The organism is Thiomonas sp. (assembly GCF_034007205.1).
GTDB lineage: Bacteria > Pseudomonadota > Gammaproteobacteria > Burkholderiales > Burkholderiaceae_C > Thiomonas.
This window is the reverse complement of sequence record NZ_JAVERI010000010.1, coordinates 22,907-38,382: the sequence shown is the minus strand read 5'-3', so window position 1 is coordinate 38,382 and position 15,476 is coordinate 22,907. Positions and strand designations below refer to the sequence as shown.

The 15,476-nt window shown below is 65.1% G+C and carries 15 protein-coding genes; 10 read left to right on the top strand and 5 right to left on the bottom strand.

Annotated features, from left to right (window positions below; genetic code table 11):
• Positions 1-32 precede the first annotated feature (32 nt).
• The 9 genes from trpA to RBR52_RS09530 all read left to right on the top strand — a co-directional run bounded on the left by trpA (position 33) and on the right by RBR52_RS09530 (position 9,054).
• A complete protein-coding gene (gene trpA, locus RBR52_RS09570) occupies positions 33-830 on the top strand; it encodes a tryptophan synthase subunit alpha (RefSeq protein WP_320377071.1) in 798 nt (265 codons plus the stop codon).
• Positions 831-849: 19 nt separating this feature from the next.
• Complete coding sequence (gene accD / locus RBR52_RS09565) at positions 850-1,725, top strand: acetyl-CoA carboxylase, carboxyltransferase subunit beta (RefSeq protein ID WP_320376986.1); 876 nt, start codon at positions 850-852, stop codon at positions 1,723-1,725.
• 48 nt (positions 1,726-1,773) lie between these two features.
• The gene (folC, locus tag RBR52_RS09560) at positions 1,774-3,099 is read left to right on the top strand and encodes a bifunctional tetrahydrofolate synthase/dihydrofolate synthase (RefSeq protein WP_320376985.1); all 1,326 of its coding nucleotides are present in this window, start codon (positions 1,774-1,776) and stop codon (positions 3,097-3,099) included.
• Positions 3,096-3,956: an SPOR domain-containing protein gene (locus RBR52_RS09555; RefSeq protein WP_320376984.1), complete on the top strand. Its 861-nt coding sequence runs from the start codon at positions 3,096-3,098 to the stop codon at positions 3,954-3,956. The genes folC and RBR52_RS09555 overlap by 4 nt, the downstream gene beginning before the upstream one ends.
• Positions 3,953-4,471, top strand: coding sequence for a CvpA family protein (locus RBR52_RS09550; protein WP_320376983.1), 519 nt, complete (start codon positions 3,953-3,955; stop codon positions 4,469-4,471). Before RBR52_RS09555 ends, RBR52_RS09550 begins: the two co-directional genes overlap by 4 nt.
• A gap of 12 nt (positions 4,472-4,483) precedes the next feature.
• Positions 4,484-5,983, top strand: coding sequence for an amidophosphoribosyltransferase (purF, locus tag RBR52_RS09545; protein WP_320376982.1), 1,500 nt, complete (start codon positions 4,484-4,486; stop codon positions 5,981-5,983).
• Positions 5,980-7,194: an O-succinylhomoserine sulfhydrylase gene (locus RBR52_RS09540; RefSeq protein ID WP_320376981.1), complete on the top strand. Its 1,215-nt coding sequence runs from the start codon at positions 5,980-5,982 to the stop codon at positions 7,192-7,194. Before purF ends, RBR52_RS09540 begins: the two co-directional genes overlap by 4 nt.
• Positions 7,195-7,245: 51 nt before the next feature.
• Complete coding sequence (gene gltX / locus RBR52_RS09535; protein ID WP_320376980.1) at positions 7,246-8,655, top strand: glutamate--tRNA ligase; 1,410 nt, start codon at positions 7,246-7,248, stop codon at positions 8,653-8,655.
• A gap of 141 nt (positions 8,656-8,796) precedes the next feature.
• Positions 8,797-9,054: a hypothetical protein gene (locus tag RBR52_RS09530; RefSeq protein WP_320376979.1), complete on the top strand. Its 258-nt coding sequence runs from the start codon at positions 8,797-8,799 to the stop codon at positions 9,052-9,054.
• 110 nt (positions 9,055-9,164) lie between these two features.
• On the opposite strand, the gene RBR52_RS09525 is transcribed toward RBR52_RS09530, so the two are convergent.
• Positions 9,165-10,211, bottom strand: a complete 1,047-nt coding sequence (locus RBR52_RS09525; RefSeq protein ID WP_320376978.1) for a quinone-dependent dihydroorotate dehydrogenase — start codon at positions 10,209-10,211, stop codon at positions 9,165-9,167.
• A 75-nt stretch (positions 10,212-10,286) separates the two neighbouring features.
• On the opposite strand from RBR52_RS09525, the gene rpiA reads away from it, so the two are divergent.
• Positions 10,287-10,949, top strand: coding sequence for a ribose-5-phosphate isomerase RpiA (gene rpiA, locus RBR52_RS09520; RefSeq protein ID WP_320376977.1), 663 nt, complete (start codon positions 10,287-10,289; stop codon positions 10,947-10,949).
• Between the two features lie 19 nt (positions 10,950-10,968).
• Here the strand turns inward: rpiA and RBR52_RS09515 are convergent, their stop codons facing one another.
• From RBR52_RS09515 to RBR52_RS09500, 4 genes are all read right to left on the bottom strand, one after another.
• Positions 10,969-11,625, bottom strand: a complete 657-nt coding sequence (locus tag RBR52_RS09515) for a glutaredoxin domain-containing protein (protein ID WP_320376976.1) — start codon at positions 11,623-11,625, stop codon at positions 10,969-10,971.
• A gap of 127 nt (positions 11,626-11,752) precedes the next feature.
• Positions 11,753-13,822, bottom strand: coding sequence for a M3 family metallopeptidase (locus RBR52_RS09510; protein WP_320376975.1), 2,070 nt, complete (start codon positions 13,820-13,822; stop codon positions 11,753-11,755).
• A 53-nt stretch (positions 13,823-13,875) separates the two neighbouring features.
• Positions 13,876-14,736: a bifunctional methylenetetrahydrofolate dehydrogenase/methenyltetrahydrofolate cyclohydrolase FolD gene (gene folD / locus RBR52_RS09505; RefSeq protein ID WP_320376974.1), complete on the bottom strand. Its 861-nt coding sequence runs from the start codon at positions 14,734-14,736 to the stop codon at positions 13,876-13,878.
• Positions 14,737-14,820: 84 nt separating this feature from the next.
• Positions 14,821-15,435, bottom strand: coding sequence for a response regulator transcription factor (locus tag RBR52_RS09500; protein ID WP_320376973.1), 615 nt, complete (start codon positions 15,433-15,435; stop codon positions 14,821-14,823).
• Positions 15,436-15,476: the final 41 nt, after the last annotated feature.

Below are 15,476 nucleotides of genomic sequence, written 5' to 3'. Positions count from 1 at the left end.
CGGTTCCTTCGGGGCGGCCGCGCGGAACCGACCTGAACCGCATCGACCAACGCTTCGCCCAGCTTCGCGCCCAGGGCCGCAAGGCGCTTATTCCCTACATCGCCGCAGGCGATCCCGCGCCTGCGGTCACCGTCGAGGTGATGCACGCGCTGGTGCAGGGCGGCGCCGACGTGATCGAACTCGGCGTGCCGTTTTCCGACCCGATGGCCGACGGGCCGGTGATCCAGCGCGCCACCGAGCGCGCCATCGCCCAGGGGGTCGGCCTGCCGCAGACGCTCGATTTCGTGCGCGATTTTCGCCAGGCCGATGCCGTTACTCCCGTGGTGCTGATGGGCTACGCCAATCCGGTGGAGCGTTTCGGCGTGGATTCCTTTGTCGCCGCCGCCAGGACCGCCGGTGTCGATGGCGTGCTCATCGTCGACTATCCGCCCGCGGAAAGCGAGGCCTTCGCCGCGGCGCTCAAGGCCGCGGACATTGCCCCGATCTTTCTGCTCGCCCCCACCAGCACCGACGCGCGCATGGCCGATGTGGGCCGTATCGCCAGCGGCTATGTGTATTACGTCTCGCTCAAGGGCGTGACGGGCGCGGGCCATCTCGACACTTCAGCCGTGGCCGCCATGCTGCCCCGCATCCGCGCCCAGGTGAGCGTGCCCGTGGGAGTAGGATTTGGCATTCGCGACGCGCAGACCGCGCGTGCGATCGGCCAGTTGGCCGATGCCGTGGTCATCGGTTCACGTCTGATCGAACTGATGGAGGCGCAGCCCGCGGAACGAGCTGCGGACATTGCGCGCGGCTTCATCCAGGACATTCGCCAGGCGCTAGACGCTTGAGGCTTCAGGAGAAACAGACATGAGTTGGCTGGAAAAGCTCCTCCCTCCCAAGATTCAACAGACCAGCCCGCAGGACCGGCGCCAGGTGCCCGAAGGTCTGTGGGTCAAGTGCCCGTCGTGTGAAACGGTGCTTTACAAATCGGATCTGGAGATCAACCAGAACGTCTGCCCGAAGTGCGGCCACCACATGCGCATCGGTGCGCGCGCGCGGATCGATGCGCTGCTCGATCCCGAAGGCCGGTTCGAGATCGGCCAGGAAGTCCTGCCCGTCGATGCGCTGAAATTCAAGGACAGCCGCAAGTATCCCGACCGTCTCAAGGAGGCGCTGGAAAACACGCAGGAGACCGATGCGCTGGTCGTCATGGGCGGCGCCATTCAGACGCTGCCGGTGGTGGTGGCCTGCTTCGAGTTCGAGTTCATGGGCGGGTCGATGGGCTCGGTGGTGGGCGAGCGCTTCGTGCGCGGGGTGCGCACGGCCATCGAACAGAAAGTGCCCTTCATCTGCTTTACCGCCACGGGCGGCGCGCGCATGCAGGAAGGGCTGCTCAGCCTGATGCAGATGGCCAAGACCAACGCGGCGCTCACCCAGCTTTCCGCGGCCGGGCTGCCTTTCATCAGCGTGCTCACCGACCCGACCATGGGCGGGGTGTCGGCCAGCTTCGCCTTCATCGGTGATGTCGTGCTCGCCGAGCCCAAGGCGCTGATCGGTTTCGCCGGTCCGCGGGTGATCGAGAACACCGTGCGCGAAAAGCTGCCCGAGGGCTTTCAGCGCGCCGAATTCCTGCTGCACAAGGGTGCGATCGACCGCATCGTCGATCGCCGCGAACTGCGCCGCGAACTGGCGCAGATGCTGGCCATGCTGTTGCGTCAGCCGACCGACGCCATCGCTTCCTGATTTCCTCGACTTACCCGTCGCGCGCGACTGCGGCGGCGGGCGTTGCGTATGCCCCCGATACCCCAAACCCTGGACGGCTGGCTGGCCCATGCCGAGTCGCTCCACGCCCGCGTCATCGACATGGGGCTCGAACGGGTGCAGGCGGTGCGCGAGGTCATGCGCTTGTCGTTCGCCTGCCCGGTCGTCACCGTGGCCGGGACCAACGGCAAGGGATCGACCTGCGCGATGCTCGAAGCCATCCTGCTGGCCGCGGGGTATCGCGTGGGCGTTTACACCTCGCCGCATCTGGTGCATTTCGAGGAACGCTGCCGCATTGCGGGTCAGAGCGTGAAAGCGCAGGATCTGCTGCCGCATTTCGCGGCGGTCGAACGAGCCCGGTTGGCGGCAGGCGAGGGCGGCGCGGCAGTGAGTCTGAGCTATTTCGAGTTCACCACCCTGGCCATCCTGTCGCTGCTCGCGGCGCAACGACTCGATGCGGTCATTCTCGAAGTCGGCCTGGGCGGGCGGCTCGACGCGGTCAACGTCATCGACACCGACTGCGCCATTCTCACCAGCATCGATCTCGATCACATGGCGTTTCTCGGCCCGGACCGGGAGTCCATCGGCCGCGAAAAGGCGGGCATCATGCGGCGGGCCAAACCGGCCATCGTCAGCGATCCGCAGGCGCCGGCATCGGTGCTGGCCCACGTGCAGGGCATCGGTGCCGATCTCTGGCTGGCGGGGCGAGACTTTCATTACACCCATCTGCCGCAGCAATGGGGCTGGCAGGGACGTGCGCAGCGCCGGCACAGCCTGGCCTTTCCGGCCCTGCGCGGCGCCAATCAGTTGCTCAACGCCAGCGGCGTGCTCGCGGCGCTGGAGGCCTTGCAAAGGGTTTTGCCGGTGGCTGCGCAGGCGGTGCGCGAGGGGTTTGCCCGCGCCGAGCTGCCCGGACGCTTCCAGGTGCTCGCCGGGCAGCCCACGCTGGTGCTCGATGTCGGTCACAACCCGCATGCCATCGCCGTGCTGGCGGAGAACCTCGACAGCATGGGCTACTTTCCCGTCACCCACGCGGTGTTCGGCGCCTTGGCCGACAAGGACATTCCCGGCATGCTGCGCCGCATGCTGCCGCTGATCGATGTCTGGCATCTGTGCGATCTGCCGACGCCGCGCGCCGCAGACGCCAAGGAGATGGCAGCCCACCTGCGCGTCTTGAAGCCGCAAGCCCGCATCGTGCTGCACGCCGACCCGTTGCAGGCGTTGCGGGCGGCGGCTGCCGAGGTCGAGCTGACCGATAGAATCGTGGTGTTCGGCTCCTTCTACACCGTGGGCGGTGTGATGCAGCAGGGGCTGCCCCGACTTCATGGCAAGCATCTCGATTCCTCACCGCAATGACCTTCGGCGCTTCCCGCAATTCCGCCCGTCGCTCCCCGAGAGGCGATGACTCCGACGCGCAAAGCCAGGACGCGCTGCGCGCGCGCGCGCGCAGGCGCCTGATCGGTGCCGTGGCGCTGGTGCTGGCCGGGGTGATCGTGTTCCCGCTGGTGTTCGACTCCAGGCCCAGGCCGGTGCCGTCGAACATCGAACTCGATATTCCGTCGCAGAACAAGGCGCCGGGCCTGACCGTACCCGCTTCTGCGCCCATGCTGCCCGCAGCGTCGAGCGTGGCCGTGCCGACGGGCGAGCGTGCGGCCGTGGCGCATGCCGCGAGCGCTGCGGCTGCGGCTTCCCAATCTGCTCCGCCCGCACCCGCGCCCGCGCCGCAGGCGGTCTCGAAGCCCGCGCCCCAGCCGACACCGGCAGCACCCAAGCCCGGCGCCTTGCAACAGGTGCAGCCGGTCGTCACCCGGCCCGCGCCCAAGCCGCCAACCCCCACGCCGGATCAGGCCCGGCAACTCGCCAGTGCGCGCCAGGCCCTTGCTGCGCTCGAAGGCAAATCGCCTGACCAGATTTCCCTCGCCCAGGCCGAGGCCGCGCTGGCGAGCAAACCCCACGCGCCGCAGGAAGATGCGGCCCCCTCGAAGGCCCGCTATGTGGTCCAGGCCGGCGCGTTTGCCGACGCGCATGCGGCCCAGTCGGTGCGCACCCGGATCGAAAAGGCCGGATTCAAGACCTACACCCAGGTGGTCGATACCGCGCAAGGCAAGCGCATCCGGGTGAGGGTTGGCCCGTTCACCACCCGCGACGAGGCCGATCGCGTGTTGCGCAAGCTGCAGGCGCTGGGTCTGAGCGGCGCGGTGCTGGCGCTGTGAGTCCGCTGGACTGGTTTCTGCTGGTGGTGATGGGGCTGAGTGTGCTGATCAGTCTGTTGCGCGGTGCGGTCTATGAAATCGTCACCCTGCTGGGCTGGATCGCAGGCGTCTGGTTCGCGGCGCATTTCGCGCCCAGTCTGGGTGCAAGGTATTTGCAGGCCATCGACAATACCGACATGCGTTTGCTGGCGGCGTATGCGATGTGTTTCATCGTCGTGGTGCTGAGTGCGGGCATCCTCGCGTCGATGCTGCGCTTGCTGTTGCGGGCAAGCGGTCTGGGTATTTTCGATCGCAGCATGGGGGCGTTGATCGGTCTGGTCAAGGGCGTGGCGTTGTCCTTGCTGCTGGTCGCGCTGGCTGCGCAGACGGCGCTCTCGCACAGCGCCATGTGGAAAACCGCGGTGCTCATCCCGCCGGCGCAATCCTTGTTGCTGGCGATCCGCCCCTGGCTGCCCGCAGCTTTCGTGGTCCACTTGCCGCAAGGTGAAGTGCACGGTTTTTCCCCCGTTTCCTGAAAGAACCTCTCCATGTGCGGCGTCGTCGGTGTCATCTCGCAGCAACCCGTGAACCAGCTCCTGTACGACGCGCTGCTGCTGCTGCAGCATCGCGGGCAGGATGCTGCGGGCATCGTCACCGGTTCGGGATCCAAGCTCTACATGCACAAGGCGCGCGGCATGGTGCGCGATGTGTTTCGCACGCGCAATATGCGCGCATTGCCGGGGAATTACGGCATCGGACAGGTGCGCTATCCCACCGCGGGCAATGCGGAAAGCGAGGAAGAGGCGCAGCCGTTCTACGTCAACGCGCCCTTCGGTCTGGTGCTGGCGCACAACGGCAATCTGATCAACGCTGTGGCGCTCAAGCGCGAGTTGTTCAACAACGATCATCGCCACATCAACACCGAGTCGGACACGGAAGTGCTGATCAATGTGCTGGCGCACGAGCTCGAACGCCGCACGCACGGGCTGCCGCTCTCAGGCGACGACATCTTCGCCGCGGTGCGCGCGGTGCACCAGCGTTTGCGCGGCTCGTATGCGGTGGTGGCGTTGATCGCCGGGCACGGCCTGCTGGCCTTCCGCGATCCGTTCGGCATCCGGCCGCTGTGCTATGGCACCGCGGGGGAGGGCGAGGTCATGGTGGCGAGCGAGTCGGTCGCGCTCGAAGGCACCGGCTACAGATTCGAGCGCGACATCGCGCCGGGCGAGGCGGTTTTCGTCGATCTGCAAGGCCGGTTGCGCAGCGAGCAGTGCGCCATCTCGCCGCAGCGCAATCCCTGCATTTTCGAGTACGTCTATCTCGCCCGCCCCGACTCGGTGCTCGATGGCGTGTCGGTCTACCGTGCCCGTCTGCGCATGGGCGAGACGCTGGCGCAGCGCGTGATCTCGGTGCTGCCGCCCAGCGAGATCGACGTGGTCATTCCCGTTCCCGAATCCAGCCGCCCGTCGGCCATGCAACTGGCGCACAAGATCGGACGCCCTTACCGCGAAGGTTTCGTCAAAAACCGCTATGTGGGGCGAACCTTCATCATGCCCGGACAGGCGGTGCGCAAAAAGTCGGTCAGGCAGAAGCTCAACGCCATCGGTCAGGAATTCGCCGGCCGCAACGTGCTGCTGGTGGACGACTCCATCGTGCGCGGCACCACCTCGCGCGAGATCGTGCAGATGGCGCGCGAGGCCGGTGCGCGCAAGGTGTATCTGGCGTCCGCGGCGCCGCCGGTGCGCTATCCCAATATCTACGGCATCGACATGCCCACGGCCTCGGAACTGGTGGCGCACAACCGCAGTGTCGAGGAGATCCGGCAGATCATCGGCGCCGATGTGTTGATTTACCAGGATCTCGACGCGATGAAACGGGTGATCCGCGAGATCAACCCCGGGATCAAAGAGTTCGAGGCCTCGTGTTTCGATGGTTGCTACATCGCCGGCACGCTGCCGCCTGATGAAGGCAAGAACCGGGACGACTGCGTCGCGCCCAACACGGGACGGCTCAGCCTGCAAGGGGCCCAGGAGCAGGGGCAGCCGTCATGAAGAAGGAAGATCGAGGCGACCCTGCGCTCGCGCTGGACACCCTGGCGGTACGCGAGGCCTTGCCGCGTTCGCAGTACGGCGAAAACAGCGAGGCCTTGTTCCTGACCAGCAGCTTCGTGCACCCCGATGCGGCCACTGCCGCCGCACGCTTTGCCGGGGAGCAGGAGGGTTTCGTCTATTCGCGTTTTTCCAACCCCACCGTGTCCAGCTTCGAGCAGCGGCTGGCGGCGCTCGAAGGCGCCGAAGGCTGCATGGCCACGGGCAGCGGCATGGCCGCCATCCTGTTGCTGGCAATGGCTCTGCTCAAGGCGGGCGATCAGGTGATCTGCTCGCAGGGGGTGTTCGGTTCGACGATCAATCTGTTCGGCCGCGAACTGGCGAAATTCGGCGTGGAGACCACCTTCGTCTCGCAGACCGATGTCAGTCAGTGGGCGGCGGCACTGCGTCCCAACACCCGGCTGCTGTTTGCCGAAACGCCGTCCAATCCGCTGACCGAGGTCTGCGACATCGCCGCACTGGCCGATCTGGCGCATGGCGCCGGCGCCCAACTGGCGGTGGACAACTGTTTCTGTTCACCGGCTCTGCAGCGACCGCTGGACTTCGGCGCCGACTGGGTGATTCATTCCGGCACCAAATACCTCGACGGCCAGGGGCGGGTGATCGCCGGCGCCGTGTGCGGCAGGGCCGCGACCATCCACGACAGGCTGCTTCCCGTGCAACGCACCGTGGGGCTTTCCCTTTCGCCCTTCAACGCCTGGGTGGTGCTCAAGGGCCTGGAGACCCTGGGTGTGCGCATGATGGCGCACAGCGCCGCGGCCTTGGCGATGGCGCAGTGGCTGCAGTCGCAGCCCGCCGTCGGCCGCGTGTTCTATCCCGGCCTCGATACCCACCCGCAGCATGCGCTGGCCATGCGTCAGCAGAAGACCGGCGGCGCCGTGCTGTCTTTCGAACTCAAGGCCACCGATGCGCAGCAGGCGAAGGCGCGAGCGTTCCACGTCATCGACCAAACCCGCATCTGCTCCATCACCGCCAACCTGGGCGATACCAAAACGACCATCACTCACCCGGCGACGACCACGCATGGCCGCCTGAGCGAGGCCCGGCGGCAGGCCGCGGGCATCGGCCAGGGGCTGATCCGCCTGGCCGTCGGGCTGGAGGATGTGGGCGATCTTCAGCGCGATCTGAGCCGAGGTCTGGAGACTCTGGCCTGACTGCTTTTCCCGGCCTTCCTCATTCCTGTGACTTTTTTTTCGAATTCGACGATGACCACCCAGCCGCACCGCGTCCGTACCCGCTTTGCCCCCAGCCCGACCGGATTCATGCATCTGGGCAATATCCGGTCGGCGCTTTATCCGTGGGCGTTCGCCCGCCATCACGGCGGCGACTTCATTCTGCGCATCGAAGATTCGGACACCGAACGTTCGTCCGAAGAGGCGGTGCAGGTCATCCTCCAGGCGATGGACTGGCTCGGGCTCGATTACGACGAAGGCCCGTTCTATCAGATGCAGCGCATGCCGCGTTACCGCGAAGTGCTAGATCAGTTGCGACAGGCTGGCTACGTCTACCCCTGCTATATGTCGACCGCCGAGCTCGATGCCTTGCGCGAACGCCAGCTCGCCGCCAGGCAAAAGCCCCGCTACGACGGCACCTGGCGCCCGGAGCCGGGCAAGATCCTGCCGCCCATTCCCGAAGGCGTGCAGCCGGTGTGGCGCTTCAAGACGCCGACCACCGGCGTCGTGTCCTGGCACGACTTCGTCAAAGGCCGGGTCGAGATTCGCAACGAAGAACTCGACGATCTCGTGGTCGCCCGACCCGATGGCACGCCGACCTACAACTTCTGCGTGGTGGTGGACGACATCGACATGCGCATCACCGATGTGATTCGCGGTGACGACCATGTCAACAACACGCCGCGGCAATTGCATATTTTCCACGCCCTGAACGCCAAGCCGCCGCGCTATGCCCACCTGCCCACCGTGCTCAACGAGCAGGGCGAGAAGCTGTCCAAGCGTCATGGCGCCAAGAGCGTGCTGCAGTATCGCGACGAGGGCTTTCTGCCCGATGCCGTGATCAACTACCTGGCGCGGCTGGGCTGGTCGCACGGCGATGCGGAAATTTTTTCGCGCCAGCAGTTTCTGCAATGGTTTGATCTCGACCATCTGGGCAGTTCGCCCGCCCAGTTCGACGAGGCCAAGCTGCGTTGGCTGAATGCGCATTACATCAAGCACACTCCGGCGGAGGAACTCGCAGCACTCGTGCGTCCCTTGCTGGACAAACAGGGCATCGCTCACCAGTCGCCGGATCTCGCGGCCGTCTGCGCCCTGTTGCACGACCGCGCCCAGACGCTGCTGGAATTGGCCCAGCAGACGCTGTTGTTCTATCGCCCCGCCGAGCCCGACGGCGCTGCACTCGAGCAGTATCTGAATGCGCAGGGCAAAGCGGCGGTGGCGGATTTGCGCGCCCGACTCGCAGCCCTGCACGACTGGTCGCGTGAGGCCATCGGCGCGGCCCTCAAGAACGTGCTCAAGCAACACGGCATCAAGATGCCGCAACTGGCCATGCCCGTGCGCCTCATGGTCACTGGGCGGGAGCAGACGCCCGCGGTGGACGCGGTGCTGGCGCTGCTCGGGCGGGATGTGGTGCTGCAGCGTCTGGAAAAATATCTCGGCTGATTCAGCAAGGGCGGTGGAACGGAGTGGGCGCTGGAGCTTACTTTCGGTTATAATGATTGAGTGTTTAACGGGGCCAAATTTTCTGTTGCATGTGGTATGCGGCAGACAGTATTGCCCCACAGTTCCATCAGAGGGGTAAACGTGGCAAAAGCGACGACCACAGGCAAAACCAACGGTGTTGAACTCAAAGAGTCAAACTCCCCCACCTTGACAAAATCAGCAGATCCCTGGGATTTGATGATGCAGAACGCGGAGGAAGTGGCTTCCACATTTCGCAAGCGGCCACAGGTGAAGGTCTCTTCACCCTGGCGTGAAGGGTTCGGCAGACCGCTCTCCCAGCGATCCCGTGAAATTTACGAGCACATCACGGCCAACAAAACCCGGCTGAAGCAAAAATAAGCGATTTTTGAAGTTTTGCACTTTTTGCTAGATTTTTCCAACAAAAAGCGCCTGCAGTGACCTTGCAGGCGCTTTTTGTTTGTGCGCTACCCATGTGACGCACATCGGATTCAGACCCGACCGCCTCGGCTGGCTTCGAGCGCCAGTGCCTTGGCGCATTCCCCCACCAGTTCCGGGCCACGGTAGATCAGGCCGGTGTAGAGCTGAACCAGATCGGCGCCTGCGCGGAGTTTGTCGACGGCATCCGCTCCGCTCAAAATGCCGCCGACACCGATGATCGGCATCTTGCGGCCCAGACGCTGGCGCAGGCGCGCGATCACCCGGGTCGAGGCCGCACGCAGCGGCGCGCCGCTCAGTCCGCCCGCCTCCTGCGCATGCGCCAATCCGGCCACGCCTTCGCGGGAAAGGGTGGTGTTCGTCGCGATCACCCCATCGAGCCCATGGGCCAGCACCTGGTCGGCGATGACATCGATGTCAGCATCGTCCAGGTCGGGCGCGATTTTCAGCAGCATGGGCACATGACGACTGTGTTGCTGGCGCAGGCGTTCGCGGGTCTCGGCAAGGCCCTGCAGCAAACCCTGCAGCGCAGCATCGGCTTGCAACTGGCGAAGGTTGCGGGTGTTGGGCGAGGAAACATTGATGCTGACGTAATCGGCCTGCGTATACACGGCTTCCAGCCCCAGACGGTAGTCATCGAGCGCGTGCTCGACCGGGGTGCTGGCATTCTTGCCGATGTTCAGGCCGATGGGCACAGGGCGATGGCTGCGGCGCACATGGCGCAAAAAGGCGTCCAGCCCGGCATTGTTGAAACCCATGCGATTGATCAGCGCCTGCGCCTGCGGCAGCCGGAACATGCGCGGCTTGGGGTTGCCGGGCTGGGCGCGCGGGGTCACGGTGCCGACTTCGACAAAACCGAAACCCATGGCCGCAAGGGCGTCGATGGCCTCGCCATTCTTGTCCAGCCCCGCAGCCAGACCGACGCGATTGGCGAAACGCAGGCCCAGCAGTTCCACCGGATCGTGCACCGGCGCATGGGCGTAGAGAATCGAAAGCCCGGCGGAATGTGCCATGCGAATGCCGCTTAGCGTGAGGTGATGCGCCCATTCAGGATTGAGGCGGAACAAAATCGGGCGAATCAGGGAGTAGGAGAGCGGCATGGAGGGCAGACGAGGTCGCTGCAAGCCGGGTGGCGCAGCGATAATGAGGTCTGACATTTTTAGTGAATACCCGACATGACGCAAGACGAACTCAAACAGCAGGTCGCCGCGGCGGCGCTTACCCAGGTGCCGCAAGGCGAAATCATCGGGGTCGGCACCGGCTCGACGGTGAATTTTTTCATCGACGCGCTGGCGGGCATGAAACACCGGATCAAGGGCGCCGTGTCGAGCTCCGAGCGCTCCACCGAGCGCCTGCGCGCGCACGGCATCACGGTGTATGACCTCAATGAAGTGGCGCAGCTTTCGGTTTATGTCGATGGCGCCGACGAAATCGACCCCACTGGTGCGATGATCAAAGGCGGCGGCGGCGCCCTCACGCGCGAAAAGATCATCGCCGAAGCCGCGGAGCGCTTCATCTGCATCGTCGATCAGAGCAAGCTGGTGCCGGTGCTGGGCAAATTCCCCCTGCCGGTCGAAGTGGTGCCGATGGCGCGGGAACTGGTGGCGCGCCGGTTGCGCGCCCTGGGTGGCGATCCGCGCGTGCGCGCGGGCTATATCACCGACAACGGTAACCTGATTCTCGATGTGCACGGTCTTGCCATTGCGCAGCCGCGCGAATTGGAAACCCAGGTGAATCAGATTCCGGGCGTGGTGACCGTGGGCCTGTTTGCGCTGCGCGCTGCGAATGTCGCCCTGATCGGCACGGCCGAAGGCGTGCAGCGGCGTGATTTTGTCTGAAATACGGAAGGCGTTCCGGTCAGAACTGAAAGCCCTTGGGGGCGTTCGGGTTCGGCGGCGGGAGCACCGAAGGTTCGGTCGGCGCGCGCTTTGTTTCGGGTGCTGACGCTTTCTTGGCTGGGGCGGGCGCCAGCGCTGCAGGCTGCGGGCGCACATAGCCGCGCGGCAGCTCGCTCTTCTTCGGATAGCCTGCCGCATCGAGCGCGATGTCCCAGTTGCTGGAACTGAAACCGGTGTTCAGCTTGGTGCTGCCGATGATGAGCAGCGGGAGTTGGTCGCTGCCGTTCGACAGGGTTTTGTACGCCTTGATGTCGGCATGGGTGGTGATGGTTTTTTCGGCGAAGGGAATGCCGCGCTGAATCAGGTAGTCGCGCGCGGCATCGCAGGCCTCGCACTGGGGTGCGGTGTAGAGCGTGACCGGGTATTTGCGCGCCGCTTCACGCAGCGCGGCAGGGAAACCGGCAAAACGATCGGGCGCAGCGCTGTTGCCCGCTGACAGTGATTGCACGGCCTTGCCCTGGGTGTTGCTGGGGGGCACGTCGCTGAAGGTGACCGAGCCGTCCGGGCCGACGATCTTGTAGATCGCCCAGGCGGGTGTGCCTGCCGCCAGAGTGGACGCCAGTGCGGCGGAAAACGCGAGGGCGTGGCGCAAGGGTCGTTTGGTCAGTCGTTTCATCGGTCTGTGCAGCATAGGGCGATATTTTTGCAAGTGTGCCATGACAGCGCCGAAGCCAGGTGTCGGGCGCAGTGTTTTCGCCACAGACGCCGCGGAGCTTGGTGCTGCACTGCCATGGTGAACCGCATCAGGCTGCTGCGGTTTCGGCTGTCATGCCGCTGTGGCGCAGCAGGGCGTCGATGCGCGGTTCGCGGCCACGGAAGGCCTTGAACGAATCGATGGCATCGCGGCTGCCGCCCACGGCGAGAATGGCCTGCTGATAGCGCTGGCCTACTTCGGGGTTGAGCGGGCCTTCCTCTTCGAAGCGCTCATAGGCGTCGGCCGACAGCACCTCGGCCCATTTGTAGCTGTAATAGCCCGCGGCATAGCCGCCGGCGAAGATGTGCGAGAAGCTGCAGAGAAAGCGATTGAACGGCGGCGGCTGCAGCACGGCGATTTCGTCGCGGTTCTCCGCCACCAGCGCTTCGATCGCTTCTCGGGTGTAGCTGCGAAGATCGTGGTGCAGGCGCATGTCGAGCAGAGCGAATTCGACTTGCCTGAGGGTCTGCATGCCCGACTGGAAGTTCTTCGCGGCCAGCATCTTGTCGAACAGGGCGCGCGGCAGCGGCTCGCCGGTGTCCACGTGGCGGGTGAGGAAGCGCAGCACCTCCCATTCCCAGCAGAAGTTTTCCATGATCTGGCTGGGCAGTTCGACCGCGTCCCATTCCACGCCCGAGATGCCCGATACGGCGATGTCGTCCACCTGGGTGAGCAGGTGGTGCAGGCCGTGGCCGAATTCGTGGAACAGCGTCTGCACGTCGTCGTGACTGAGCAGCGCCGGTTTGCCGCCCACGGGCGACGGGAAGTTGCAGGTCAGGGTGGCGACCGGGGTTTGCAGCGTGCCGTCCGCACGCAGCCAGCGCGAGCGCACATGATCCATCCACGCCCCCGAGCGTTTGCCGTCGCGGGCGTACAGGTCGAAATAGAACAGGCCGATGGTGCGTCCCGTGGCGTTTTCGATGCGATACAACTCCACGTCGGGATGCCAGGCGTGAATGTCGCCTTGCACCCTTTGCAAGTTCACGCTGAACAGGGTCTCGACCACGCGGAACAGCCCGGCGATGACGGTCGGCAGGGTGAAATACTGCCGCACTTCCTGCTCGGACAGGGCGTAATGCGATTGCCGCAGTTTTTCCGAGGCCCAGGCGATGTCCCAGGCTTCGAGCTGTGCCATGCCGAGCTCTTTTTGCGCAAAGGCGCGCAGGGTGTCGAGGTCGCGCTGGGCGAAGGGCCGGGCGCGGGCGGCGAGGTCGCGCAGGAAGTGCATGACCTGTTCGGGGGTGTCGGCCATTTTGGGCACCAGCGAGACTTCGGCGTAATTGGCGTAGCCAAGCAGGCGGGCTTCCTCATCGCGCAGGGCAAGGATTTCGGCCATGACTGCCGAGTTGTCGAACTGCGGATCGCCCAGTTCGCTCGCGCGGGTGACATAGGCGCGGTAAAGGCGCTCGCGCAACGGCCGGTGTTCACCATGCTGCAGCACGGGCATGTACGACGGATAGTGCAGGGTGAACTTGTAGCCGGCTCTGCCGTCCTGCTCGGCGGCTTGGCGCGCAGCTTGCAAGACATCGGCGGGAATGCCCGCGATCTGGTCTTCGCCGACGTACTCGGCGTGCGCGGCGGTGGCATCGAGCACGTGTTCGGAGAAGGTCTGGCCGAGGGCGGCCAGGCATTCCTGAATCTCGGCATAACGGCTGCGGGCGGCACCTTCGAGCAGCGCGCCGCTCAAGCGGAAGTCGCGCAGAGCATGGTCGATGATGCGCTGGCGTGTCGGGCTGAGGCGCGAAAACTCGGCACTGTCGCGCAGGGCTTGATATTGCCGCAGCAGGCCTTGGTTCTGGCCCAGCCGGGTCCAGAACTCGGTGACTCGGGGCAGCATGGCGTTGTAGGCGGCGCGCAAGGCGGGGGTGTCGGCCACGGCGTTGAGGTGGGAGACGACGCCCCAGGCGCGACCCAGGTGTTCGGTGGCGCGCTCCAGCGGTTCGACGACGTTCGACCAGGTGGGGGGTGTATGGGGCGCGGCAACCTGCTCCAGAGTTTGCTCGGCGCTCAGGATGAGCGCGTCTATTGCAGGCTCGATGTGCTCGGGCTTGACTGCGGCGTAGTCGGGAAGATCGCTGAAATCACACAGTGGGTTGTCGGCGTTTGGGGAGAGGGTCATGTTGGCGCGGAGCATCAGGTCGGATCATGGGTCGAATGCGCAGAGGTTGAAGATTATGGGCTGGCGTGGGCCCGCTCGCATGACTCCAGGGTATTGACCAGCAGCATCGCAATGGTCATGGGGCCCACGCCGCCGGGTACCGGGGTGATCCAGCCCGCGACTTGGCTCACGCCCTCGAAATCCACATCGCCGCAGAGCTTGCCTGCGGCGTTGCGATTCATGCCCACGTCGATCACCACGGCACCGGGCTTGACCATATCGGCGGTGATGAGGTTTTCGCGCCCGACGGCGGCCACCAGAATGTCGGCCTGGCGGCACACGGCGCCCAGATCGGCCGTGCCGCTGTGCGCGATGGTGACCGTGGCATTGGCCGCCAGCAGCATCAGCGCCATCGGCTTGCCGACGATGTTCGAGCGCCCCACCACCACGGCCGACTTGCCGCGCAGATCGCGCAGGCCGATGGATTCGAGCATCTTCATGCAGCCGTAGGGGGTGCAGGGCTTGAAGCCGGGCTGCCCCACCATCAAGGCGCCCGCGCTGGCGACGTGAAATCCGTCCACGTCCTTGGACGGGGCGATGGCCTCGATCACCTTGTTGGCATCGATGTGCCGCGGCAGGGGCAGTTGCACCAGAATGCCGTGGATCTTTGGGTCGGCGTTGAGGGCGGCGATGCGCTGCAACAGCGCCGCTTCCTCCAGGTTGGCGCCATACTGTTCGAGCACCGAGTGGATGCCGGTCTGCTCGCAGGCCTTGATCTTGTTGCGCACATAGACCTGGCTGGCCGGGTTGTCGCCCACCAGGATGACGGCCAGACCAGGGCGATGTCCCGCAGCGGTGCAGGCCTGCGCGCGTTGCGCGACCTGCTGGCGGATTTGGGCGGAGAGGGCGAGACCGTCGATGCGTTGGGCTGTCATGGCGCGTGCAGGGCTGGGAGCTGTAGAGTGGCTGGAAATGCACACGCCCGCAGCGGCGGGCGTGTGCAAAGGGTGAGCGGGGATTTACTTCGGGGCGCCGAGCGCAATCTTGAGCAGATCGGCCACCGTGCTGACGCCCAGCTTTTCCATGATGTTGGCACGGTGTGCCTCGACCGTCTTGATGCTGATGCTCAGGTCGTCGGCGATCTGCTTGTTCAGCCGCCCGGCGACGATGCGTTCGAGCACCTGGGATTCGCGCGCGGTGAGGCGGCCCAGCAAGGCACCACGACTGGCCTCGGCCTGTTGCTGCTCGGCGTTTTGCCGCGCCTTTTGCAGCATGCGATCGACCAGGTCGCGCAGCACGATTTCGTTGAACGGTTTTTCGATGAAGTCGATCGCGCCCTTTTTCATGGTGTCCACCGCCATGGGCACATCGCCGTGGCCGGTGATGAACACCAGCGGCATGCCGCAGCCGCGGCGCAGCAATTCATCCTGCAGTTCGAGGCCGTTCATGCCGGGCATGCGCACATCGACGATGAGGCAGGCGACTTCGCGCGGATCGAACCGGGCGAGGAAAATCTCGGCGGATTCAAAGCAGCGCACGCGGTAATCGTTGCCTTCGAGCAGCCATTGCAGCGAATCGCGCACGGCTTCGTCGTCATCCACCACATACACGGTACCTTTGTTGGCTGTTTTCATGGGCGATCGGGAAGGATGGGAGGCTGGGCTTGAGTTTTGTC

Excerpts from the sequence above, each read along its gene's own strand:
- accD (WP_320376986.1), top strand. The coding sequence starts at position 850 with ATGAGTTGGCTGGAAAAGCTCCTCCCTCCCAAGATTCAACAGACCAGC.
- folC (WP_320376985.1), top strand. The coding sequence starts at position 1,774 with ATGCCCCCGATACCCCAAACCCTGGACGGCTGGCTGGCCCATGCCGAG.
- RBR52_RS09555 (WP_320376984.1), top strand. The coding sequence starts at position 3,096 with ATGACCTTCGGCGCTTCCCGCAATTCCGCCCGTCGCTCCCCGAGAGGC.
- purF (WP_320376982.1), top strand. The coding sequence starts at position 4,484 with ATGTGCGGCGTCGTCGGTGTCATCTCGCAGCAACCCGTGAACCAGCTC.
- RBR52_RS09540 (WP_320376981.1), top strand. The coding sequence starts at position 5,980 with ATGAAGAAGGAAGATCGAGGCGACCCTGCGCTCGCGCTGGACACCCTG.
- gltX (WP_320376980.1), top strand. The coding sequence starts at position 7,246 with ATGACCACCCAGCCGCACCGCGTCCGTACCCGCTTTGCCCCCAGCCCG.
- RBR52_RS09525 (WP_320376978.1), bottom strand. The coding sequence starts at position 10,211 with ATGCCGCTCTCCTACTCCCTGATTCGCCCGATTTTGTTCCGCCTCAAT.
- rpiA (WP_320376977.1), top strand. The coding sequence starts at position 10,287 with ATGACGCAAGACGAACTCAAACAGCAGGTCGCCGCGGCGGCGCTTACC.
- RBR52_RS09515 (WP_320376976.1), bottom strand. The coding sequence starts at position 11,625 with ATGAAACGACTGACCAAACGACCCTTGCGCCACGCCCTCGCGTTTTCC.
- RBR52_RS09510 (WP_320376975.1), bottom strand. The coding sequence starts at position 13,822 with ATGACCCTCTCCCCAAACGCCGACAACCCACTGTGTGATTTCAGCGAT.
- folD (WP_320376974.1), bottom strand. The coding sequence starts at position 14,736 with ATGACAGCCCAACGCATCGACGGTCTCGCCCTCTCCGCCCAAATCCGC.
- RBR52_RS09500 (WP_320376973.1), bottom strand. The coding sequence starts at position 15,435 with ATGAAAACAGCCAACAAAGGTACCGTGTATGTGGTGGATGACGACGAA.